This window comes from Archangium sp., assembly GCF_036277355.1.
In the GTDB taxonomy this organism is placed as follows: Bacteria; Myxococcota; Myxococcia; order Myxococcales; family Myxococcaceae; genus Archangium.
Genome location: NZ_DASUNC010000032.1, coordinates 1 through 21,181 on the forward strand (window position 1 = coordinate 1; position 21,181 = coordinate 21,181).

The 21,181-nt window shown below is 70.6% G+C and carries 21 protein-coding genes; 14 read left to right on the top strand and 7 right to left on the bottom strand.

What is annotated here, in order from left to right; all coding sequences use genetic code 11:
* Positions 1-371 precede the first annotated feature (371 nt).
* Genes VFZ09_RS07860 through VFZ09_RS07870 form a run of 3 tightly spaced genes read left to right on the top strand, consistent with a single transcriptional unit; the run spans position 372 to position 2,224 of the window.
* Positions 372-692: a hypothetical protein gene (locus VFZ09_RS07860; protein WP_329726871.1), complete on the top strand. Its 321-nt coding sequence runs from the start codon at positions 372-374 to the stop codon at positions 690-692.
* Between the two features lie 9 nt (positions 693-701).
* On the top strand, positions 702-1,469 hold the full coding sequence (locus VFZ09_RS07865) for a DUF6310 domain-containing protein (RefSeq protein WP_329726872.1): 768 nt from the start codon (positions 702-704) through the stop codon (positions 1,467-1,469).
* Entirely contained in the window at positions 1,469-2,224 is a 756-nt protein-coding gene (locus VFZ09_RS07870) for a DUF5953 family protein (RefSeq protein ID WP_329726921.1), read from the top strand. Before VFZ09_RS07865 ends, VFZ09_RS07870 begins: the two co-directional genes overlap by 1 nt.
* Positions 2,225-2,357: 133 nt before the next feature.
* Here the strand turns inward: VFZ09_RS07870 and VFZ09_RS07875 are convergent, their stop codons facing one another.
* Together VFZ09_RS07875 and VFZ09_RS07880 are read right to left on the bottom strand one after the other, a co-directional pair.
* Positions 2,358-3,839: a DUF2252 domain-containing protein gene (locus VFZ09_RS07875; RefSeq protein ID WP_329726873.1), complete on the bottom strand. Its 1,482-nt coding sequence runs from the start codon at positions 3,837-3,839 to the stop codon at positions 2,358-2,360.
* Between the two features lie 99 nt (positions 3,840-3,938).
* Positions 3,939-4,265 carry a hypothetical protein gene (locus VFZ09_RS07880; protein ID WP_329726874.1) on the bottom strand — a complete coding sequence of 109 codons (327 nt, stop codon included), beginning with the start codon at positions 4,263-4,265 and terminating at the stop codon, positions 3,939-3,941.
* A gap of 129 nt (positions 4,266-4,394) precedes the next feature.
* Between VFZ09_RS07880 and VFZ09_RS07885 the strand changes: the two genes are divergently transcribed.
* Positions 4,395-5,138 carry an NADPH-dependent F420 reductase gene (locus VFZ09_RS07885; protein WP_329726875.1) on the top strand — a complete coding sequence of 248 codons (744 nt, stop codon included), beginning with the start codon at positions 4,395-4,397 and terminating at the stop codon, positions 5,136-5,138.
* 112 nt (positions 5,139-5,250) lie between these two features.
* Positions 5,251-5,652: a response regulator gene (locus VFZ09_RS07890; protein ID WP_329726876.1), complete on the top strand. Its 402-nt coding sequence runs from the start codon at positions 5,251-5,253 to the stop codon at positions 5,650-5,652.
* Positions 5,653-5,667: 15 nt separating this feature from the next.
* On the opposite strand, the gene VFZ09_RS07895 is transcribed toward VFZ09_RS07890, so the two are convergent.
* Positions 5,668-7,023, bottom strand: a complete 1,356-nt coding sequence (locus VFZ09_RS07895) for a haloacid dehalogenase-like hydrolase (protein WP_329726877.1) — start codon at positions 7,021-7,023, stop codon at positions 5,668-5,670.
* 198 nt (positions 7,024-7,221) lie between these two features.
* Here VFZ09_RS07895 and VFZ09_RS07900 point away from each other — a divergent pair, with 198 nt between their 5' ends.
* On the top strand, positions 7,222-8,595 hold the full coding sequence (locus tag VFZ09_RS07900) for a metallophosphoesterase (protein ID WP_329726878.1): 1,374 nt from the start codon (positions 7,222-7,224) through the stop codon (positions 8,593-8,595).
* A 26-nt stretch (positions 8,596-8,621) separates the two neighbouring features.
* Here VFZ09_RS07900 and VFZ09_RS07905 read toward each other — a convergent pair whose 3' ends face one another.
* The gene (locus VFZ09_RS07905) at positions 8,622-9,263 is read right to left on the bottom strand and encodes an alpha/beta fold hydrolase (protein WP_329726879.1); all 642 of its coding nucleotides are present in this window, start codon (positions 9,261-9,263) and stop codon (positions 8,622-8,624) included.
* A 130-nt stretch (positions 9,264-9,393) separates the two neighbouring features.
* On the opposite strand from VFZ09_RS07905, the gene VFZ09_RS07910 reads away from it, so the two are divergent.
* The 6 genes from VFZ09_RS07910 (at position 9,394) to VFZ09_RS07935 (ending at position 16,875) form a co-directional block, all read left to right on the top strand.
* A complete protein-coding gene (locus tag VFZ09_RS07910; RefSeq protein ID WP_329726880.1) occupies positions 9,394-11,508 on the top strand; it encodes a dipeptidyl-peptidase 3 family protein in 2,115 nt (704 codons plus the stop codon).
* A 41-nt stretch (positions 11,509-11,549) separates the two neighbouring features.
* Complete coding sequence (locus VFZ09_RS07915; protein ID WP_329726881.1) at positions 11,550-11,768, top strand: hypothetical protein; 219 nt, start codon at positions 11,550-11,552, stop codon at positions 11,766-11,768.
* Positions 11,769-11,832: 64 nt separating this feature from the next.
* On the top strand, positions 11,833-12,747 hold the full coding sequence (locus VFZ09_RS07920; protein WP_329726882.1) for a hypothetical protein: 915 nt from the start codon (positions 11,833-11,835) through the stop codon (positions 12,745-12,747).
* 169 nt (positions 12,748-12,916) lie between these two features.
* Entirely contained in the window at positions 12,917-14,308 is a 1,392-nt protein-coding gene (locus VFZ09_RS07925) for a hypothetical protein (RefSeq protein WP_329726883.1), read from the top strand.
* 206 nt (positions 14,309-14,514) lie between these two features.
* Positions 14,515-15,045, top strand: a complete 531-nt coding sequence (locus VFZ09_RS07930) for a hypothetical protein (RefSeq protein ID WP_329726884.1) — start codon at positions 14,515-14,517, stop codon at positions 15,043-15,045.
* Between the two features lie 117 nt (positions 15,046-15,162).
* Entirely contained in the window at positions 15,163-16,875 is a 1,713-nt protein-coding gene (locus VFZ09_RS07935; RefSeq protein ID WP_329726885.1) for a CotH kinase family protein, read from the top strand.
* 3 nt (positions 16,876-16,878) lie between these two features.
* On the opposite strand, the gene gloA is transcribed toward VFZ09_RS07935, so the two are convergent.
* Entirely contained in the window at positions 16,879-17,265 is a 387-nt protein-coding gene (gene gloA, locus VFZ09_RS07940; RefSeq protein WP_329726886.1) for a lactoylglutathione lyase, read from the bottom strand.
* A 5-nt stretch (positions 17,266-17,270) separates the two neighbouring features.
* Positions 17,271-18,002 carry a hypothetical protein gene (locus tag VFZ09_RS07945; protein ID WP_329726887.1) on the bottom strand — a complete coding sequence of 244 codons (732 nt, stop codon included), beginning with the start codon at positions 18,000-18,002 and terminating at the stop codon, positions 17,271-17,273.
* A gap of 109 nt (positions 18,003-18,111) precedes the next feature.
* Between VFZ09_RS07945 and VFZ09_RS07950 the strand changes: the two genes are divergently transcribed.
* The gene (locus VFZ09_RS07950; protein WP_329726888.1) at positions 18,112-18,609 is read left to right on the top strand and encodes a RebB family R body protein; all 498 of its coding nucleotides are present in this window, start codon (positions 18,112-18,114) and stop codon (positions 18,607-18,609) included.
* Between the two features lie 36 nt (positions 18,610-18,645).
* Here VFZ09_RS07950 and VFZ09_RS07955 read toward each other — a convergent pair whose 3' ends face one another.
* Positions 18,646-20,316, bottom strand: coding sequence for a hypothetical protein (locus tag VFZ09_RS07955; RefSeq protein ID WP_329726889.1), 1,671 nt, complete (start codon positions 20,314-20,316; stop codon positions 18,646-18,648).
* A gap of 186 nt (positions 20,317-20,502) precedes the next feature.
* Between VFZ09_RS07955 and VFZ09_RS07960 the strand changes: the two genes are divergently transcribed.
* Positions 20,503-21,180: a heme-binding protein gene (locus VFZ09_RS07960; protein ID WP_329726890.1), complete on the top strand. Its 678-nt coding sequence runs from the start codon at positions 20,503-20,505 to the stop codon at positions 21,178-21,180.
* Position 21,181: the final 1 nt, after the last annotated feature.

Genomic DNA, 21,181 nt, shown 5'->3' on the forward strand with positions numbered 1-21,181 from the left:
CTCTTGCTGCCCTCGCGCACCAGTCGGACCGCATCGGCCCTGTACTCCGGGGTGAAACTCCGCCTCTTCCTTCGCTCCATGAACACTACCTCCCGTGTAGCCGACTTATGAGGTGTGTCCACAAAACCGGGGCAGGCTCAAACTGCTGTTCAGCAGATACGCACCGCGAGACCAGCGCGCAACACTTCGCGTCACGTTTCGAGGTGGGTCGCCCGGCCGCCCCGCGAGGTAGGCCGATTTCGGCTCACGTAGAGGGGGGCACGACAGAAGAGGCCGCAAGTCCGGGCCTCTGCGGGCCACCCCCTCTGCATGGTTGGCCATCCCGCATCCTATCCTTCAGGACTCCTGTACCTGGGGGAAAGGCCAACGGCATGTTTGAGAAGCACCCGAGTCCTACAGTGGGGGAGGGCGGCGGAAAGCAGCTCGAGTCCCGGCGGCGCTCGCGGGGTAGGCCGTGGCTTGCCTCGCGTGCGTTGGTGCTGGTGGTTCTCGGGCTGCAGGCGGCGTGCGCGACGAGCTACCCCATGGGCGGGACGCTCACCGGCAGGCGCAGCTGGCGCCGCGCGGGTGGTCCCCAGGTGGCGGCCGAGGCGCCGCGCGAGGATCTGGTGGTCACCCACCTCCAGCGTGCGGCGAAGCTGCCCTGGACGGACGGGGGCCGGTGCGTCGTTGAGGAGGCGGGCCAGCCATAGGCCGACCTGGTGGAGCGGTGCTACCACGCGCTCGACCACGAGCGGGTGCGGTTCAGGGACACCACGGGGCGGTGCTCGGTCGCCTCCGCCGGCGCCGGGGCCTTGGGCATCGGGCTCTGTGTCCTGGCGGCGCCCGAGCTGGCCGTGGGCGCGGTGGTCGTCGTGGGCGTGGTGGTGGTGGGCTTCGCCATTTCAGAGGCGCTGGAGGCGTACGAGAAGCGGGGCCGTCCCCAGGTGCGGCCGCCGCCAACGCTGCCCGTGCCCGAGACACGGCCCGTGCCGGAAGCGCGGCCGGTGACGGAGACGAAGCCCGCTCCGCCGGAGCTCAAGAAGAAGCGGCGGCCCAAGAGGAAGCCCGAGGGAGAGGACCGGCCGCCAGGGCCGGCCCCCGAGCCCACAGACAGGGAGCGCGAGCGCAAGTGCGAGGCCATCCCGGTGCCTCATAAGGGCGGTAACAAGGCGCACAACACGTGCGCCGACGGGTATCCGCCCAACCGCTGGCCCGGGATGGATGCAGAGGTAGATGGCAAGAACTTCGACGCGCTTCAGGTGGGAGTGCGGGTGCTGTGGGAAATCAAGGTCGAGTACTTCGACGGGTACAACGACTTCCTTCGGAGGATCACGGTTGAGAGGGAGATTGAGGAGTTCAAGGAGTATCGGGCGATTGCGCGGTCCTGTGGATATGCCTTCAAGGTTGGAGTAATCAGCGAAGCCCACAAGGCAGCGCTTCTAGATAGAGACGACACTTTCGACATCGTCGTCACGGGGTGCAAATGATGACCACTCGAGCCAGTCTCCATCTGCACGTCTTCGCACCAGCGCTCACGGGCGACGACGGGCGCCCGCTCGCGGCCGTTGAGGGGATGGAGCGGGCACTCCCCGGGTTGCGATTGGCGTGGCGGGTTTCGAAAGCGGGGCGGCCCATTGCGCTTCCGCAGCGCGAGGCGTGGCTGGCTGAGACAGCGGCGGCCGGCGAGTTCGGGTTGCTGTGTAATGGGGACGAGAGATTCCCGGTGACGGTGACTGGGCGGAGAGAGCGCGAGAGTGACAGTCCGGGCGGTGAGCCACTGCTGCTGGTCTACGCGGCGCTGCCGCAGGATGAGCCCGTTGTCGCTGCGGCAGTGGACATGTTGGAGAACGTCGCGGAGGGCGTGCGCGCCCGGTGGGGATCCGTGGCGCCAAGCCCCGTGAGGCAGGTCATCGCGGCGCAGACGGGCCCGAAGTCTGGGGGACCGGAACGTCCTCCTCACGGGCTGCCGATGCTCAAGCTCCCATGGAATATCCGCTCGCCCAATGTTCCCAGGTACATTGGGTGGATAAACTACTGGTCCGCCACCGCTGCGGAGGCCATCGGCTTTCCGGATCCTGCGCGCGATGCCGAGCTGCTGGCGCGGGCCCGGCGGACGGCGTCGGGCGGGTGGGTGGTGAGCCTCACCGATGCGCCGCTCGACCTGGACAACCCCGCGCACCTGGAGGCGCTCAAACGGGCCTACGAGCGATTCCCGGAGATCGGTGGGCGCTCGGAGGCGTGAGGAAGAAAAACCCCGGCCCGAGGAGACCTCGGAGCCAGGGCTGTCGTCGCAGTAACCGTTCACCGGATTGGCTTGGTTGAAGCAAGCCCAATACAGAGGCTGAGCGCGGCGAGGAGCCCGGGGGCTCGGTACGTCAGTGCACGAGCCCCCGTTCCGCCTCGCGGGCGTGGGCCTCGAGGAAGCATGCGGAGTCCTCGTCCATCTGGTCCGCGTAACGGACGGCGAAGTCGGCCATGGCTTCGTCGAAGCAGGAGCGGCTCCCGAGATAGCCGGCGATGGTGGCCGCATCCCCGGTGCGCGCGTGCGCCCGGGCCAGTGTGGCGCCACAGGCGTCCGCGTAGTCCAGGAACGCGCCCGCCGTCATCTTCTCCACGTCCAGCGAGCCCTTCATGTCGCGCAGTTGCCGGACGTAGAAGGCTCCCATCCCCTCCACCTCCGTCCACCCGAGGAACAGGTCCGAGAAGGCCTGCATCCGCCGCTGGCCCACCACCACGCGCTCGCCCGCGCTCTTCGCTCCGCTCGGCCCCAGGTGTGGCTCGAGCACCGACGCCTGCGCCTCCTTCACCTGCAGCACCAATGGGTCCGCCGCGCCGTTGCCCTGGCACAGCACCACGTAGGCCTGCATCCCCACGCTTCCCACTCCCACCACCTTGAAACCCCACTCCAATCGCTTGTAGCGCAGGCACAGGTCTCTCACCGCCCCGTCCAGTGAGGCCAGGTAGCCCTCCGTCAGCCGCTTCATCCGCCGGTGCAGCTCCCCCCGCGAGATGCCCAGCTTCACCGCCGACAGCGGGAAGAGCAGGGGCGGTTGGTACGCGAGGTGACGACGTCCCTCGTGCTCCTCGGTGAGCTTCTCCACCGCGTGGGCACTGGTGTGGCGCCGCGCCTTCTCCGCGGCCTCGGCCGCCACCGGCGCCGTCCGCCGCGAGGCGTGCGCCAGCTCCGCCGCCTCCACGCGCAGGGACCACACCTCCAGCAGCCCCGCCCCCGCCAGCCGCCGCATCATCCGCCGGTAGGCCTTCACCGCCCTCCGCGCCGCCTTCCTCGCGCAGCCCGGGCCGAAGCCGTTGCACCTCGCCGCCACCACGCAGCTCGCCGCCAGGCGCTTCACGTCCCACTCGAAGGGCCCCGGCAATGTCTCGTCGAAGTCGTTGAGGTCGAAGATGAGGTGGCGCTCCGGCGTGGCGAACAGCCCGAAGTTGGCCAGGTGCGCGTCCCCGCTCAGCTGGCACCGCAAGCCACTCACCGGCGTGTGCGCCAGGTCCCCCGCCATCACGAAGGGCGTGCCGCGCAGGAAGGCGAAGCTCGACTCCGCCATGCGCTCATGGCGCACCGGCACCAGCCAGGGCAACCGCGTGGCATCCGAGCGCTTCAGCTGCGCGAGCGGCTCCCTCCCCCGGAAGGGCTTCCATCGGCCGTGGGCACTCCGGGGACAGCGCTTGCGCAGGGCCCTCCCGGCCTCCATTCGCTCGTCGATGCTCCGGGAGTCCGGCTTCGGCAGCCGCGAGGGCGGACGCGTCCGGGGTGTCCGCCGCACCCGCTGCTGGGGCTCGGCCGAGACGAGGGGCACTTTCGTGGCTCCCAGGTCCTCCAGTTCCGTGTCCTCCCGCTCCATGAGCCTCGCGCTCCTGAAGCGCAACGGTGCGGCTTCCGGGGAGGACTCGGAAGCCCCCTTGCGAGGTGCTGCCTGTCTGCCTGCCTGCCCGGCCCGCGTTCAGTAGGAGATGCAGGTGATGGTGGCCGAGCCGTACAGGTCCCCGCCGCAGGAGTTGTACGGGCTCGTCGAGCTGGCCACGCACCGGCTTCCGAAGCTCTGGCAGTACGCGATGGAGTACTTCTTCCACTCGTCGTAGTTCATGCAGCTCGTCGGGGTCTTCACGTCGCTGGTGGCCGGACACGACATGGCCTGCACCGTGCCTCCCGTGGACTCCTGGCTCGCCACCTGCTCCGGCGCGCCCGTCTCCTCCGTCTCCGACCCGCCACAGCCACCCAGCGCCATCGCCACCGCCACCACGGTCCACCGCATCGCGCGCTTCATCATCGTCTTGTTCCTCCCTGTTGCGTCGTTCGTGTGCCGCCGTCCATCCCGGCACCGCGCTTCATGAAATAGAGTTTTCCAGGAAAATCAAGGTAGGGCTGTTTGTTCGCGAGCAGGGGGGACGTCCTGCCCGTGGCACACGCCGGAACACTCCTGGCGTGGCGCTCCGCTTCTTCACTACAAACGCGGCGAACTGGCGCAGGAGAGGACCCTCACATGGCAACCCTTGGATTCATTGGCGCGGGACACATCGGGAGCACCCTGGCGAAGCTCGCGATCGCCGCCGGGTATGACGTGGTGCTCAGCAACTCACGAGGCCCGGAGTCCCTCTCCAGCCTCATCGCCGAGCTCGGCCCCAAGGCCCGCGCGGCCACGCCCGAGCAGGCCGCCGCCGCCGGGGACCTCGTCGTGGTGACCATTCCTCTCAAGGCCTACAAGTCCGTCCCCGTCGCGCCCCTCGCGGGCAAGCTCGTCATCGACACCAACAACTACTACCCCGGCCGCGATGGCCGCATCCCCGAGCTCGACGCGGAGACCACCACCAGCAGCGAGCTGCTCCAGGCCCACCTGCCGAAGTCCCAGGTGGTCAAGGCCTTCAACGTCATCTACTTCAAGCACCTCGAGGAGCAGCGGCAGCCCGCCGGCTCGAAGGAGCGCCGCGCCCTGCCCATCGCCGGGGACGACGCCCAGGCGAAGAAGACCGTGGCCGCGTTGATCGACACCTTCGGCTTCGACGTGGTCGACGTGGGCCCGCTCTCCGAGGGTTGGCGCTTCCAGCCCGACCTGCCCGCCTACTACCACCGCCACAACGCCGAGGAGCTGAAGGCGGCGCTCGGCAAGGCCCGGCGCTACGCCGAGCTCAAGCAGCGCGACTGAGGGAGCACCTCGTCGCCTGAGGTACTCCGGGGCCGTCGCTTGCTGAACACCGCCGCGTGCCCCCGGTTCGACAGACGTGGAGTCTTCCAGGATTCTGCTCGTGGGGGGCTCCATGCCGCGCACCGTGCTCATCGTCGATGACAGCGACACCATCCGGCACATCCTCAAGGTCTACTTGATGAAGCTGAAGCTGGACTTCCTCGACGCGGACCGGGGAGACCGGGGGCTGCGGCTGCTGGGCGCGAGCCCCGTGGACCTGGTCATCGCGGACTTCAACATGCCGGGGATGAGTGGCCTGGACTTCGTGCGCCAGGTGCGCGCCGACATGCGGCCCGAGGTGAGCCGCGTTCCCCTCCTGCTGCTCACCGGTGGCAAGGCGCCGGACCTCGAGCGGCGGGCGCTGGAGGCGGGCGCCTCCGAGTTCGTGCGCAAGCCCATCTCCAGCTCGGCGCTCTCGGCCGTGGTGCGCCGCCACCTGGCGCTGCCCGAGGACCTGGACGGCCTCGTCGCCTGAGCTCCAGGGAGTGCGTCAAGGCAGCGCGTAGACGCTGTCCGCGTAGTCCTGGGGGAAGCGGTTGCCGGCCTCGTCGGTGATGGGCTGTCCGGCCGCGTCCAGGGCGGTGGTGCACGGGTAGCTGGCCGTCTGCTGGGCGCGAGGCTGGACGAACATGGGCTGCACCAGCCACGAGCCCTGGTGGTTCGCGTACGCGTTGCACATGAGCTGCACCTTGTTGCGGTTGATGGCCAGCTTGAGGTGCGTCGCGTCCTGCACGAAGGCGAGGTCCGTGTCCGAGTCTCCCGCCGCGAACACCTGGCGCGCGCTCGCCTCCGCCTGGCGCGTCAGCTGCCGCTCCGGGGGCTGGCGGAAGATGAGCTTGTTGATCCAACAGCGCTTGCCCTGGTCATAGGTGATGAGCGTGTCCGCGCCATCGGCCACGCCGCCGCAGCCCTGGAAGTGCGCCGTCACGCGGCCCCGCGCGTCCGTCAGGCTCCGGATGCCAATCACCCGGTGGGGCTTGATGCCGGTGAGCTCCTCGGAGATGGCGTCGATGACGAACTGGGGCGAGGCGGTGGCCACCCAGACGTCGAAGCCGTTGACCTGCAGCGTCTCGATGAGGTCCACCATCTCCTCGTACACCTGCACGTGGTAGGCGAGCCCCGTCGTGGTGCCCACCACCTGCGTGGTGCCCGGCGGGTTGAAGGCGTTCTCCGCGTAGGCCGAGCGGGCGAAGCCGCGAATCTCCTCGGGGGTGTAGCCGGCCTGCAGCTGCGCCACCCAGGCATACGCGGTGTTGAGCGTCAGGGTGATGGGGTGGCTCCACGCGGCCTGGCCCGCGCGCGTCTGGCCCCGGTTGTAGATGCTGACGAGCTCGTCCGCGCAGCCGGAGTAGATGGCCGTCTCGAGGGGCTCGCCGGGATCGGCGGCGGTGTCACACGCGTCGTTGAGGGCCGCGCGGGCCTCGAGCGTCAGGTGGCGGCTGGTGGTGCTCCAGTCCTTGTCCGCGGGCTGGAGCACCTTGTCGTGCTTGAGCATCCAGAAGAACGTGGCGTCGCCCAGGTCGTTCTTCACGATGGTGTTGTCCCAGTCGAACACGGCCACGGGGCGGTTCTTCGGATCGAACGTGGGGCTGGCGATGCCCAGCGTGGAGATCATCGTGTTGATGCGGGTGCGGTTCTCCGGGAGCCAGCGGCCGACCTTGTCGTCGAGCAGGCGCACCGGAATGGGAACGCCGTCCCTGCCCGGAGTGCCCTGAGGACCGGCGGGCCCCTCGGCGCCCTCGGGACCCTGGGGGCCCGAGCAGGCGAGCACGCCGCTGGCGAGACCTCCGGCCAGGGCGAGCGTGGAGAGGCGGAAACCTGCGAGGCGTCTGGGGAAGGAAGGCATGGGGTGGCTCCTGTGGTGGAGGGCCGCGGCGGAGGTCGGGCTCCGAGGCGTCGGACCCGCGGTGGGTGGATGATAGGGGAGGCCCCGGAGCCCCGTGAAATGGGCCGGGATTGCTCCGTGCTCCAAGCGCTCCGGGTGAGGGGGATTCACCCCGAGGTGCGTTATCCTTCGAGCATTCCGCAGTGAGGGGGGCGTGACATGCGTACCGTCATCGTGAGTGATCTGCACCTGGGCAACGGCCAGGGTTACGACATCTTCGCGGGCGCCGAGGCGCTGCCCGCCTTCCTGGAGCAGTTCACCCGAGAGCCCACCCGCGTGGTGTTCAACGGCGACTCGGTGGACTTCCTCATGAACGAGGATCCGCTGGAGCTGACGGTGGAGCGGGCCGTGGCGCAGGCCCGGGCGATGGTGGACTCGGCGCCCACGTCCCAGGTGTTCCGCGCACTGGGACGGGTGCTGGCCGCCGGAGGCGAAGGGGTGGTGCGCCTGGGCAACCACGACGTGGAGCTGGCGCTGCCCGAGGTGCGGGAGGTGTTCCGCCAGGCGCTCGGCCAGCCTCCCGAGGTGGCGCGGCGTCTGGTGTTCGAGTCCGGAGACGCGCCCCGGGTGCTCGAGGTGGGCGGCGCGCGCGTGCTGCTGGCGCACGGCGAGCAGAACGACGCCTGGAACAAGGTGGACTACGCGCGGCTGCCCGGCCCGGGTGTCACGGACGCGTCCGGCTTCACCTATGCCGTCGGCTCGCTGCTGGTGAAGAAGCTGCTCAATCCGCTCAAGCGCGAGTACGGCATGCGCTTCGCGGATCTGCTCGTGCCGGACATGCGCGGCGCGGTGATGGCCGCGCTCGCCGTCAACCCGGGCGCGGTGAAGCTCGTGTTCCAGCGCTCCTCGCTCAACCTCCTGTGGCAGCTCCTACGCCGGGGCCTGGCGCCCGTGACGTTCAACCCGGAGGACGAGCCGTCCGAGCCGGAGCTGGGCCTGGCCGAGCGGGTGAAGGCCGCGGGCCTCACGGAGCAGGAGGAGCTGGCGCTGGAGGAGTTGCTGTCGGACGGGCCGCTCAGCTTCGGCGGGGACGCATCCGAGCAGGAGAGCGCCCGGACGAAGCTGGGCCTCCACGCGCTGCGCGCCTACGCGCGGCTGCACCGGGCGCTCGCGGGGGCGCAGGGCGAGCGGTACTTCGACCTGGCGCCCACGGAGCCCGAGCTGGAGGAGGCGCGCCGGCTGGCGAGGAAGTACACGGCGGACGCCGTCATCTTCGGCCACACCCACGCGGCGCGCTGGCAGCGGGCCGAGGACGTGCTGTACGCGAACTCGGGCACGTGGATCTGGCTGATGCGGCTGCCGGCGGCGGACGCCCCCGAGTCCGTGTGGACGGAGTTCCTCCAGGAGCTGCGGAACAACCCCGGGCTGGATGCCGGGCGGCAGGTGCTGGCCCGGCTGGAGTCGCGCTTCAACGCGGTGCTGTGTGGCCCGCATGCGGCGGGCGGCGCCGAGGTGTCGCTGGTGGAGTGGAAGCCGGACGCGGGAATCCAGGTGCTGGCCTCGGCCCGCGTGGCGCCCACCCGGGTGCTTTGACCCACTGCGTCACCGGGCGGACAGCGCTACCCGAGGGGCGCTTCGCCGACGTGCGTGGAGGCCTGCGCGAGGAGGAAGCCGAGGAGGACGCGGTTGAAGTCCTCGGGGCGCTCGAGGTTGGGCAGGTGTCCCACGCCGGGGAGGGTGACGCGGGTGAGGGCGGGCACGCGCCGCGCGAGCAGCTCCGCGTTGCTCCGCAGGGCGGGGCTCGCCTTGTCCCCCACCACGACGAGCGTGGGCACGAGGAGCTGCTCCAGCCGGGTGAAGGCCGGGGGCTCCAGGAAGTGGGGGAGGTGGACTTCCGCCAGGCCTCGCATGTGGTCGAGCGTCCACTCGGGCGCGACGAGGACGAGACAGGAGACACGCTCGGGAAAGGCCAGGGCGAAGTCGAGCGCGACGCGTCCGCCGAACGACTGGCCGACGACGTGGGTCCGGTCCATCGAGAAGTGGTCGAGCAGGGCGCGGAGATCCTCGTGGGGCGCGTAGGGCTGTCCCTCGGGAGCGACCGTCCAGCCGAAGCCCCGCTGGTCATAACGCAGGGTGGTGAAGTGCCGGGCCAGCGGCCCCACCTGTCCGTCCCACAGGCGCAGGTCGAGCAGGCCGCCGTGGAGCAACACGACCGGGAAGCCATCGCCCTGGAGCTCGTAGTGCAGGCGTGCCCCGTTCACCGGAGCGAAATCCCGGACGGGTGGAGGAGGAGTGGTCATGCCCGGTAGATGGTATGCACGGGCCACCGCGGGTGGCGGATGTCCCCGGGTGCCAACCCATGCCGCCCGTTGAACGTTTCCCGGAGCCTCCATGAAAGCCCTCTTCCTGGCGGCGGCACTGGCCGCCAATCCGCAGCCCGCACGGACTCCCGCCCCGAGCACGCCTCCCGCCGAGGCCGCCCCGTCGTTCTTCGTGGAGCGGCTCGGCCATGACGCCATCGCCCGGATATACGCGCCGGGTGTGTCCGCGCTCTCCCGGGACGAGAAGCGCGTGGCCTGGTACCTGTCGCTCGCGGCGCACGCGGGCGAGGAGATCGCCTATGACCAGCTCGGCTGGGACACGGTGGCGCTCAAGCGGCTGCTGGAGGGCGTGTACCTCTTCGGCCGCGAGGGCCATGCGGAGCCGGGCTCGTTCGACGCGAAGCTCGCGGACTACCTGGCGCGCTTCTACGGCCAGACGGGCAACCATGATCAGACGACGGGCCAGAAGTTCGTCCCCGCCTTCACCCCGGCCGAGCTGGAGGCCGCGGCGCTGCGGGCGCTGAAGGCCGGAGCCCCGCTGGGCGTGAAGGACGAGGCGGCGCTGAAGACGTGGCTGGGAGGCCTGAGGCCCTCGCTCTTCGACGCGGGCTTCGAGCCGCAGCTCACCTCGAAGGCGCCGCCGCCGGGGCAGGACATCCTCACGGCCTCGGCGAACACGGCGTATGGCCGGGGCGTGACGTTGAAGGACCTGGAGGGCTTCCAGGAGAAGAATCCGCTCAACTCGCGCGTGGTGAAGGTGGACGGGAAGTTGGTGGAGCAGGTGTTCCGCACGGGGACGCCCGACGGGAAGGTGCCGCGGGGCCTGTACGCGGCGGAGCTCTCGCGCGTCAGCGCCCACCTGCGCGAGGCGGCGAAGTCCGCGCCCAAGGAGCAGAAGGCGGCGCTCGAGAAGCTGGTGCGCTACTTCGAGACGGGGGACCTGAAGGACTGGGACGCGTACAACATCGCCTGGCTGAAGGCGAACCCCACGGTGGACGCCAACCTCGGCTTCATCGAGACGTACGTGGACGCGCGGGGCCAGAAGGGCCAGTGGGAGGCGCTCATCAACTACCGCGATGCGCGGGAGAACCAGGTGATGGAGCTCATCGCCCGGCGGGCACAGGCCTTCGAGAACGGAATGCCCTGGCCGGACAAGTACAAGCGCAAGAAGGTGGCGACGCCGGTGGCCAAGGCCATCAGCCTGGTGACGAGCCCTCCGGGGCCGCCGGCCGGCATCAACCTGCCCAACGAGCAGCACATCCGCGAGAAGTACGGCAGCAAGAGCGTGCTGGTGGCCAACGTGATGGAGGCCGCGGCGGCGATGAAGCGGCTGCCGCTGGCCATCGAGTTCTCCCGGACGCCCGAGGAGGCGGCGAGGTCTCGCCAGTACACGGTCACGGCGCGCAAGTGGCTGGTGGCGTTCCACGAGGTGATGGGACACGCCTCGGGGCAGGTGGATCCGAAGCTGGAGGGAGGGCCCTCGCGCTACCTGAAGGAGTACGACAACACGCTGGAGGAGGCGCGCGCGGACCTGGTGGCGCTGTGGCACGTCTTCGACCCGTCGCTGGCCTCGCTGTCGCCGGAGCACGAGCGCATCGCCGAGCAGATGTACCGGGACTACCTGGTGGAGGGGCTCACCAACCTGAATCAGGTGCCGGAGGGAGACACCTTCGAGGAGGACCACCAGCGAGGCCACCACATGACGGTGAACTTCCTGATGGAGAAGGGCGCGGTGAAGCAGGTGGTGGAGGGTGGCGGGGAGGGGAAGCCGGGACGCACGTACTGGGTGGTGGAGGACTACGGGAAGATGCGCGCGGCGGTGGGTGAGCTGCTCTCGAAGCTGATGGTCATCAAGGCCACGGGGGACTACGAGGGCATCCGGAAGCTGGTGCAGGAGAAGGGAATCCGGTTCGACCCGAAGCTGCGCGACGAGGTGGTGGCGCGGGTGCGAGCGGTGGAGGTGCCGGCGGACGTGCTGCTGATTTCACCGAGGCTGGTGCCGGTGGTGGACGGGAAGGGGCAGGTGGCGGACGTGAAGGTGCGGCACGACCAGGGCTTCATCGACCAGCACCTGGAGCGGAGCGTGCTGGGCAGGCTGCCGCCGGCCGAGGCCACCCGGGTGGCGGCGCGGCTCGCGGAGACCCCGGAGGCGCTGGCGGAGGAGTACCGGAAACTGGCGCGATGACCCCTGAAGCAACTTCCGGCGCGGGGGCGCGATAACGAAGCATGAAGGTCAGCGCACTCCCCGAGAGCGTCACCACCGCGTTGTCCAAGCTCTCCACTGCCCAGCAGGAGGTGCTGGACAAGGCTCCGGCCGAGATGAAGCCCTTCCTCGAGGCGCAGTTCAAGATGTCGCAGGAGCAGCAGTTGGGGGAGTGGATCACCAGGATGATGAAGGGGGACCACGAGCAGGCCACGAGTGTCCTGCGCAACATTGGTGGCTGAGCCGGGCAGAGCTCCTGGACTCCTGGCCCGGGGGCGGTAGTTTCCTCCCTCGAGGACTCTACCCATGCCCTTCTCCGTCTGGTTGACGTCGCACCGCCGCATCGAGGACGTCCGGGCCGGTGCTCCGGACCAGCTGACCCTCGAGAACCTGCGTGCCTGCCTGGACCTGCTCGCGCGCTCGCGCCCCATGCGAGCCGCGCTCCGGCCCGATGGTTCCACCTGGGTGTTCCGCGCGGGGGAGTCGCTCGCGCTGGCCCCGCTGCTGTGGGCGGGGCTGCGGCCCAACAATGGCCCCCAGGCGGGCACCCTCCATCTCTCGGTGAGTGTCACCAGTCCCTTCTTCATGGCCAACGTGTTCGAGCTGCTGTCGTTCGCGGCCCTGGTGAACGAGGAGCTGGGACTGAATGCCTTCGAGGGTGTGCGGGGCCGTGAGGTGACGGTCGAGTCCCATCGCGAGCTGCTGGATGTGCAGGGCTCGTACTCGCGGGACCTGGCGCGCGCCTGGCAGCAGAACCGCGAGCAGCTCCACACGAACCTCCAGATGCCGCTCGAGTTCCCCGCGGGCCAGCAGGACGAGGCCCCCAACCTGCTGATGTTGCGGCTCGAGCACCCGAAGCCGCCCCCGCTGGCGGAGTTGCTGGCGGAGCCACCGGAAGGCCAGGACGTGGAGATCCGCGGGCCGCAGGCGGTCTGGTTCGATCGCGCCACCCAGGCCCCGGTGACGTGGTTCCTCCTCAACAACCCGCAGGAGGTGCTCATCTGGCCGCAATGGGGGGAGGCCCCCTTCGCACAGACGGCGCACTCCATCTTCGAGGTGGCCGTGCGGCTGAGGGCGCGTGCCGGCGGGCGGCTGATCTGGAACGGAGAGCCCGTCACCCCGGAGCGGACCTCCTGGTTGCAGCGCTACCCGGAACTGCTCGGCGTCGAGCTCCTCCAGTACGTCCTGCTCGGCTGGGAGCCCGTCACCGTCCGGGTGTAGGCTTCACCGCTCCTCACGGAGGCTGTCCGCGTCTGTCGGACCTACGCCCACCCGCGAAAGCGGAGGCGGTTGATCCAATCCGCGGCCCTCCCGTCAAACAGAGCCAGAGCGCGCTTCCGGAACCTGGCCGGATGGCCGGAGGTGGCGCCTTGTGCGTGAGGAGACGACCTTGAAGACGACGACGCTTCGCAACCTCTTTGCCGCGCTGGTGGTGCTGGGACTGGGCACGGGGTGTGGCAACACGGTGCAGGTGAAGGGCCGGGTGACGGACGGTGAGGGGACGCAGCCGCAGGCAATCGTGGCTGGAGCCGCTTCAATCGGAGGCTCGGGCACGGTGTCGGCGACGACGAAGGTGCGCGCCAGCTCCGTGGGGCCGGATGGCAGGACGACGGTGCTGGCCGAGGGCACGCTGGAGGCCCGGGGCTACTACACGCTGGACGTCCCCGCGGGTGAGGAGCAGCTGGTGCTGGAGGCGGTGGATGCCTCGGGCCAGGTGGTGGCCTCGGCGCTGCTCGAGGCGACCGCCGAGGGCAAGGACGTGGTCGCCGCGCCCATGGACTCGGAGACCTCGCTCGAGGCCGAGGTCTTCCTGCGGATGATGGCGGACAAGTCGCAGTCGGAGTCGGTGGACATGGTGGACGTGCGCGCCCGCATCACCGCCCACATGGCGGCGGCGGCGCGGCAGGGCGCCTCCACCACCGAGGCCTTCCGCTCCCGCGTGAAGGCACTGGCGGACGCGGTGCGCGCGGCGCAGCAGGCGGAGCTGGAGATGTACGCCAAGGCCGGGGTGCAGACGAGCCAGACGGCCCTCTTCGAGCAGGAGCTCGCGGCGGCGGCGGCGCTGAGCGCGGGGCTGGAGGGCGGCGGCCCGGTGAACGAGCTCTACGATGCGTTCCACGCGGAGCTGCGCGCGGCGGCCGAGCGGCTGGGCGCCAAGGTGGAGCAGCAGGCTCGGGCCGAGCGCGCGGCGAGCGCTTCCTTCCGCGCCACGGTGAAGGCGCGGCTGCCGGCGGAGGACGCGCGGCCGCTGGTGGACGCGGCGCTGCGGGCCTCGGCGGGCGTGGAGGCGCGGGCCTCGGGCGCGGCGCTGTCGGCCCTCCTCTCGGCGGGTGGCGCGGTGGATGACGTGAAGCAGCAGGCGCTGACGGCCAGCACCACGCTGCGCACCCAGGTGCGCGCCTCCACGAGCGCGGCCATGGCGGCCAATGCCTTCGCCAGCTTCGAGTCGAGCGTGTCGGGCAGCGCCGATCTCCAGGCCTCGGTGCTGGGCCGCTACCTCGGGGTGAACGCGACCACCCAGCTCACGCTGGGCCTGGCGGTGCAGGCCACGGTGACGGCGGCGGCGGCGCTGGACACGACGCTGGACGCGGCGGTCTCCTCGGCGGTGTCGGCGGACGCGGTGAATGTCTCGATGCTGGCCACGAAGACGGCCGAGGCCTACCAGGCCTATGAGACGGCGGTGCGGGCGCAGGCCAGCGCGCTGGCCGTGTTCGGCGCGAAGGCGAACCCCGCGGTGGAGGTGCTGCTCGTGGCCGAGGGCTCCTTCCAGATGGGCCTGTAGCTCAACGGGAGCCCGGCGTGCCCGGGGTGGACACGGTGACCGGGCGGGTCGGCCTGTCCTGACAGTCTGTCCCGCGTCCCGGGACGTATCGCAGTCAGTCTGTCGTTGTCGCGCGCCACGCCCCTCTCGTGCACCCGAGCAGGCAAGCGTGGCGCGTGCATTGCACGGGGCCTCGTCCATTGCGCGAGAGCGCGGAGGGGGAACCCATGCGTGGATTCAAGAAGCTGTGCTGGATGGCATTGGCTGTGGTGGCGGTCCTGGGCGCTGGCTGTGGTGGCGGAGGGCTCACCCTCGAGGAGCAGACGCGCCTGGTGGGCTCCTACCGGCTGCCGCAGGACGGCGTTCCCAACAACAACGCCCCCGTGGGGCCATTCTGCTGCACGGGGAAGACGCTCATCGTCCAGGCGCCCGATGGGGAGGGGGTGCTCGGCCACGCCTACTTCTTCGGCTGGGAGGGCCAGGCGTACAACTTCGAGGGGGGCTCGGGTGCCCCGGACCTCATCCTCCGGGTGAGCGGCCGGTCGACGCTGGACTCCGGACATGTCGAGGAGGAGAAGGGGCAGATCTCCTTCACGGCCGCGGAGCTGAAGGCTGGAGTCTCCCGGCGCACGCGAGTGGGGCCGCTCGAGTACATCGTCACCGTGGATCGCGTGGAGACGCTCGACTACGACGGCCGCCCGTACTTCCGCATGGACTCGCTGGAGGTCTCGGTGGATGTCCTGCGGGTGAAGGGCTGAGCGTCACGGTCTGGCGGAGGGCAGGGAGGCAGCCGAGGGGCCGCTGGTCCAGCTCCCGCCCGGGTACCTCTTCCGTGCCGGAATGATTACTCCTCCCTCCACGGCGGGGAGGGGGACATGAGGGGCAGCGGGTGGTGGGGCCGGTGCGCGCTGGTGCTGGTGGCGTGTCTCGGAGGTGTGGGGTGCGAGTCGTCGCGGGACGGGGACGGCTCGCTCGGAACGGGCGGGGACACGGTCTCTCCCGGGGAGTCGGCTTCGCCCGTGCCCTCGGACGGAACGCCGCCCGCTCCACCTCCGGATGACCCGGCGCCTCCGGCTTCACCGGACGCGGGCACACCCGAGCCGGCTCCGGTCCCACCGGCTCCAAAGCCCACCCTCTGCGCGCCCACGGGAGACGGTCCCCACGGGCTCCAGGAGGGCGAGCCCCTGACGGTGACGTTCCGCTGCGGCACCGGCTACTCGGCACCAGGGCTGCGCTTCAGCGTGTCGCCCCTGCCGGCCGGGGCGAGCCTGGACGAGGCGAGTGGCACCTTCCGGTGGACACCGGGCAAGGCCCAGGCGGACGTGTGGCTGCTCACCGTCACCGAGCACAGCACGGGCGAAACGGGTGTGGTGAAGGTGGGCGTGGCCGACAACTGGCTGGCCCCGGGCAACGTGCGGGAGCTCAACCCCGTCACGTACACCGAGGAGTATGGGCTGCCGGTGTTCCACCTCTCCTTCGAGGGCACGCTCACGGCGGGCGGCTACCGTCCGGTGCAACTCGTCTACCGCGGGCACCGCTACACCGCCGAGGCCAAGTACCGCGGCGCCACCTCCAGCATCTTCCCCAAGCGCAACTACACCTTCAAATTCGACAAGGAAGACCCGTTCAACGAGCCGGAGCTCGCGGGCGGTTTCACCGGCCGGCGCAACCTGGTGCTCATCACCAGCTTCAATGACAACTCGTACCTGCGGCCGAGGCTCGCCTTCGACTTGTGGAACCGGATGTCGCCGGACCACGTGCAGGTGAAGACGTACAGCGCGGTGCTCTACGTGAACGGGCGCTTCTGGGGCCTCTTCACCGTGGCGGACCACGTGGACGAGCACCTCCTGGAGCGTCACGGCCTCTCCGACGATGGAGATCTCTTCAAGGCGGTGGAGGCGGACGCGAACTTCTCGCGGCTCGACAAGAGTGGCGCGCCCAAGCAGCCGCTGGAGCTGGGCTTCGAGAAGAAGGAGGGCACGCCCAAGGATGGATGGGTGGGTGCCTATGACACGCTCAACGCGCTCACCGCCTTCATCGCGGACTCGGACCGGGAGACGTTCCGCACGCAGTGGGGCTCGCGGCTGAACACGCGGGACTACGAGGACTGGTGGATCTTCAATACGGCCATCCTCGGCACGGACTCGGGCGCGAAGAACGCCTACCACTCCTATGATCCCGCGAAGCGGGCGCCCTGGCGCTTCATTCCGTGGGACCTCGACGCGAGCTTCGGCCAGAATTGGGACACGCGCCGCATCGGGCCCACGGTCCTGCTGGACTTCTCCGGGGGCAACCGGCTCTTCGCCCGCATGCTGGAGGAGCCCTCCATCTCCGGGCCCATGCGCGAGCGCTACCGCTCGCTGCTGCGCGGCCCACTGTCGAAGGAGGAGGTGCTGAAGCTCCTCGACGGCTACGTGCGGGAAATCCACCCCGTGGCCCTGCGGGACGAGGCGCGCTGGCTCCAGCAGTACCGCACCTTCGAGCGCTGGAGCGATCGCACCGACTTCACCACCCATGAGCAGGAGGTGGAGTACCTGCGCCGGTGGGTGGAGGAGCGGTGGAACCTGCTGGAGCGGCGGCTGCCGTAGGGCTCAGGAGCCCTGCTGGATGAGCTCCACCCGGTAGCCATCCGGATCCTCGACGAAGGCGATGACGGTGGTGCCGTGCTTCATGGGGCCCGGCTCGCGCACCACCTTGCCGCCGGCCTCGCGGATGGTGTCGCAGGTGGCGTGGATGTCCTTCACGCCCAGGGCGATGTGGCCGTAGGCATTGCCCAGCTCGTACTTCGAGGTGTCCCAGTTGTGCGTGAGCTCGAGGGCCGGGTGGGTGTCCTCGGGGCCGTAGCCCACGAAGGCCAGGGTGAACTTGCCGTCCGGGTAGTCCTTGCGGCGCAGCAACTGCATTCCGAGGACGCGGGTGTAGAAGTCGAGCGACTTGTCCAGGTCGCCCACGCGCAGCATGGTGTGGAGGATTCGCATGCGCGCTACATACCCTGGAACATGCGCGTCCAGGCCTGCAACCGTCGCTGCAGCGCGGTGAGTGTCCAGAGGTCGGCGGGGTTGTCCGGGGCCACGGCCGCGAGCGCCCGCTCCAGGTGGGGCAGGGCGCCGGGCTCGCACCACTCGGAGAGCCGGCGCAGGGCGGACAGCGAGGGGCCCACCTCCAGCGCGGCCAGCAGTGTGTGCACCACGCGCGGGCTGCGCTCGCGGCACAGCCGGTCCACCGCCTCGTGCCGCTCCTCGAAGGAGGACTCGGGGTGCAGCAGCACCGCGGAGAGCGCCTGGAAGGTCTCCTCGGGCAGCAGCGGTCGAGGTGCCGGGTGGGGCCAGTGCTCGAGCGTGATGCCGGTGGGCCCCGCCGCGCTGCACTCGCGCTTCACCCCGTCCTCGCCGAGCAGCTCCAGCAGCCGCCCCGCGGAGGGCGTGCCCGCTTCCAGCACCCGCCGGGCCCTCGTGGTCAGCGCCGCCGAGTGCCCGAGCAGGTGCAGACGCAGCACGGACACTTCTTCCCGCGCGCAGGCCTCCTTCTGCACCCGCTTCCACTTCACGAAGACCTCGGCGAGCCCCCGCTCGTGCACGTACCAGCGGTACTCCAGCCACACGGCGCTCAGGCGCTCGTCGAAGCGCGGGTCCTCGGGCTCGTACATCCGGGCGGCGCCCTCCTCCATGCCCTGGAAGGAGGTGTCCAGCAACGCCTGCACGTGGCTCAGTCGCATGGGGGCAAGGCGCAGTGTGCCATGAAAGGCCGCTCGACGGCGCCGGGCTGGAGGGCTTTACTCCCGGGGAGGTGGTGGCACCGCGGTGCCCCGCATTCCCAGGAGGAACATGATGGCGGATGGCGACAAGGTGATTCTGGCGACGCTCGGCGCCGAGGCGGAGTTGGTGCGGCTCGGGACGGCGGTGGCCGATGTGCTGGCGAAGCTCAACGAGGTCTCCGCGCAGCAGCAGCGGAGCATCCTGCAGCTCGTGGTGGATGCGCGCGTGGCCAGTGAGTCCGTGCGCGGCCCCGCGCCCGAGTCGAAGTCCGCCTCCCTTCCCCCCATCGAGCCCGCGCAGTCCGTGGCTCCGGCGGAGCGGGCTCCGGAGTCCGGCGCGCCCTCGGCCCACCCCGACGAGGCGCGCGCGCGGGCCCTGGCCACCGTCTACGAGGCGGCGGCGCAGGCGCTCGGCCTGGCGTTCCAGAACGCGGTGGCCAACCAGCAGCAGCTCAACACCCTGGGGCAGGCGGCGCTGAGCCAGTCGGCCGTGCTCGTGCTCTCGTCCGGCTCCTCCGGCGAGTCGCAGGGCGCGTCCCAGCCGGCCAGTGTCCTCAAGGCCGGCTGAGCCCGCACCCGAGGGCCCGGGGCGGAGGGGGGCCGCTCAGCGCCGGGTGAGGGCGGCCGGGGCGCTCCAGTCCAGCTGGGAGAGGCCACCCTCCGTGCCGAAGAGGACCGTGCCCTCCTCCACCAGCAGGGCGTACACGCGTGGATCCGCGAGCCTCGGCAGCGGGCGCACCGTGCCGCTCCGCGCGTCGTAGTGCGCCGCGCCCAGCAGCGTGCCGAGCAGCGCGCCACCCGGCACCAGCGCCGCCGACACCACGTAGCGGCTCGGCAGGCCCTCCGCGTCGCGCACCCGCGCCCAGCGCTCGCCGTCGAAGTAGCTGAAGCCGTCCTGGCATGTGCCCACCACCGCGCGCCCCTCCGCGTCCGCCGAGAGCGCCGTCACCCAGTTGTCCGTGAGGTGCTTGCCGTCGTGGAAGCGCGTCCACTGCGTGCCGTCCCAGCGCAAGAGGCCCCGGTCCTCGCTCGCCACCCAGAGGTAGCGCCCGGCGCCGTGCGCCCCCGAGACATGCGTGCTCCAACCCTCGGGCAGCGGCAGCCGCTTCGCCAGCTCGAGCGGCTGGCTCGCCCGCTTCACGAAGGAGGTGCCCCGCCCATCCACCAGCGCGACGCCGTCCTCGGTGTCCGGCACCGCCGCCAGCACCGACAGCTTGCCGAGCGCCACCGGATTGCGGCCTCCGTACGCCATGGGCGTCCACGTCTTCCCGTCATACAGGCCCAGTCCGTACATGGTGGCCACGTAGAGGTTGCGCCCGTCGCTGGCCAGGCCCAGCACGTGGTTGCTCGGGAGGTGGGGCGCGCGGAACGTCCGCCACTTCCCGTCGGGCTGCTCCCAGCACACGCCCTTGTCGAAGGTGCCCACCACCCGCAGGCCCTGGTGCCTCGTCAGCGCGGTGATGTGGTTGCCGCACAGCTGGCCCGTGGGCGTCACCCGCTTCCACTCCGCGCCCTGACGCCGGAAGACGCCCTGGCCCCGCGTGCCCGCCCACGCCACGCCATTCAGCTCCACGGTGCTCGTGGTGCCCGGGGGTAGTGCCCGGGCCTCGCCGGAGCGCTCGCCCCACCGCCGCGCCTCGCCCTCGGCGCCGAGCACCCGCGTCCCGCCCTTCGCATCCTTCGCATACGCGAGCGGGCCCGCGGGCACGGGCAGCGACACGAGCCCCTCGGCTCCCAGGGTGAAGGCGCCCTCGGTGGTGCCCACGCGCAGCGCGCCGTCCGTCTCCTCCAGCATCCGCACCGGCCCCGGCACCGTCCACATGCGCCCCGAGCCCGGCGCCATCACCCGCCCGTCCGCCGTGCCCAGGTAGCCCTCGGTGAAGGCCGTGTACGTGGGGCCCGCGGGCAGCCGCTCCGAGAGCCAGCCCAGCGCCGCGCGGTAGAGCTCCGCGTTCATCCCGCCCTCGGCCGGCAGCGCGTGCCACTTCGCCCCCACCACCGGCTGCACGCGCCAGCGCTTGTCCACCGCCACCACGCCCTCGTCCGTGGCCGCGAAGAGCTCGTCCCCCGCCACCTCCAGCGCGCGGCAGAAGTGGCTCGGCAGGCCGTCCTCCACCGTCAGCGTGCGCACCGCTCGGCCCGAGCGGTGGAAGAGCTCCAGGCCGCCCTCGGTGCAGGCCACCACGTGGCCGTTGTACGTGGCGAGGTCATGCACCAGCTCGGTGTTGGTGACGGTGGCGGAGAGCAGGGCGGCGGTCAGGGTGGAGAGCAGCATGCCTGGCTGCATTGCGAAGCCCGGGCCAGCGCGTAACCGCTCGGAATTCCTGGGCTGCGTCTCCCTCGGGCCTCGGAGTGTGGCCGGGCGCCAGCACCGGGTGGCCGGGGGAGTGGCGAATGGCCGACGCCGCCATGTCCGCGAGGGCAGGGCTCTGGAATCAGAGGGAGTGACTACCTCCTCCGCATGAACAAGCAGACGCGGACGGTGTTGTGGGCTTCCGGGACGGTGCTGGCGGGCGCGCTGGGGTGGGCGGGCTGGCGGTTGCTCCAGGAGAGGAACCTCGAGGAGCCCGGGTACCGGGTGCTGAGCGTGAAGCAGGGCGTGGAGCTGCGCGAGTACGTGCCCTCCCTCGTGGCGGTGACGGAGGTGGAGGGCGAGTTCGACGCGAGCCTCAACGAGGGCTTCCGGCGGATCGCGGGCTACATCTTCGGAGGCAACCGGAGCAAGCAGTCCATCTCCATGACGGCGCCGGTGGGCGTGCAGCGCGCCAGCGGCTCCGGGGAGAGCGAGCGCATCGCCATGACGGCCCCGGTGGGCATGCAGCGCAGCGGCCAGGTGTGGCGCATCACCTTCGTGATGCCCTCGGAGTACACGCTGGAGACGCTGCCGGAGCCGGTGGACGCGCGGGTGCGCCTGGAGACGGTACCGGGCAGACGCGTGGCCGTCCGGAGCTTCTCCGGCTCGGCCCCCGAGTCCGTGGCGAAGGCCGAGCAGGCGCGGCTGCTGGAGGACCTGCGCGCACAGGGCCTGAGCCCCGTGGGCGAGCCGGTGCTCGCCCAGTACAACTCGCCCTTCATGCCCCCCTTCCTGCGCCGCAACGAAATCCTCGTCGACGTGCAGGCGGTGGAGCCGGTGCACTGAG

Coding starts and splice junctions, on each gene's coding strand:
- VFZ09_RS07955 (WP_329726889.1), bottom strand. CDS start 20,316: ATGCTGCTCTCCACCCTGACCGCCGCCCTGCTCTCCGCCACCGTCACC.
- VFZ09_RS07875 (WP_329726873.1), bottom strand. CDS start 3,839: ATGGAGCGGGAGGACACGGAACTGGAGGACCTGGGAGCCACGAAAGTG.
- VFZ09_RS07935 (WP_329726885.1), top strand. CDS start 15,163: ATGAGGGGCAGCGGGTGGTGGGGCCGGTGCGCGCTGGTGCTGGTGGCG.
- gloA (WP_329726886.1), bottom strand. CDS start 17,265: ATGCGAATCCTCCACACCATGCTGCGCGTGGGCGACCTGGACAAGTCG.
- VFZ09_RS07890 (WP_329726876.1), top strand. CDS start 5,251: ATGCCGCGCACCGTGCTCATCGTCGATGACAGCGACACCATCCGGCAC.
- VFZ09_RS07895 (WP_329726877.1), bottom strand. CDS start 7,023: ATGCCTTCCTTCCCCAGACGCCTCGCAGGTTTCCGCCTCTCCACGCTC.
- VFZ09_RS07900 (WP_329726878.1), top strand. CDS start 7,222: ATGCGTACCGTCATCGTGAGTGATCTGCACCTGGGCAACGGCCAGGGT.
- VFZ09_RS07860 (WP_329726871.1), top strand. CDS start 372: ATGTTTGAGAAGCACCCGAGTCCTACAGTGGGGGAGGGCGGCGGAAAG.
- VFZ09_RS07880 (WP_329726874.1), bottom strand. CDS start 4,265: ATGATGAAGCGCGCGATGCGGTGGACCGTGGTGGCGGTGGCGATGGCG.
- VFZ09_RS07930 (WP_329726884.1), top strand. CDS start 14,515: ATGCGTGGATTCAAGAAGCTGTGCTGGATGGCATTGGCTGTGGTGGCG.
- VFZ09_RS07960 (WP_329726890.1), top strand. CDS start 20,503: ATGAACAAGCAGACGCGGACGGTGTTGTGGGCTTCCGGGACGGTGCTG.
- VFZ09_RS07950 (WP_329726888.1), top strand. CDS start 18,112: ATGATGGCGGATGGCGACAAGGTGATTCTGGCGACGCTCGGCGCCGAG.
- VFZ09_RS07870 (WP_329726921.1), top strand. CDS start 1,469: ATGACCACTCGAGCCAGTCTCCATCTGCACGTCTTCGCACCAGCGCTC.
- VFZ09_RS07915 (WP_329726881.1), top strand. CDS start 11,550: ATGAAGGTCAGCGCACTCCCCGAGAGCGTCACCACCGCGTTGTCCAAG.
- VFZ09_RS07910 (WP_329726880.1), top strand. CDS start 9,394: ATGAAAGCCCTCTTCCTGGCGGCGGCACTGGCCGCCAATCCGCAGCCC.
- VFZ09_RS07945 (WP_329726887.1), bottom strand. CDS start 18,002: ATGCGACTGAGCCACGTGCAGGCGTTGCTGGACACCTCCTTCCAGGGC.
- VFZ09_RS07920 (WP_329726882.1), top strand. CDS start 11,833: ATGCCCTTCTCCGTCTGGTTGACGTCGCACCGCCGCATCGAGGACGTC.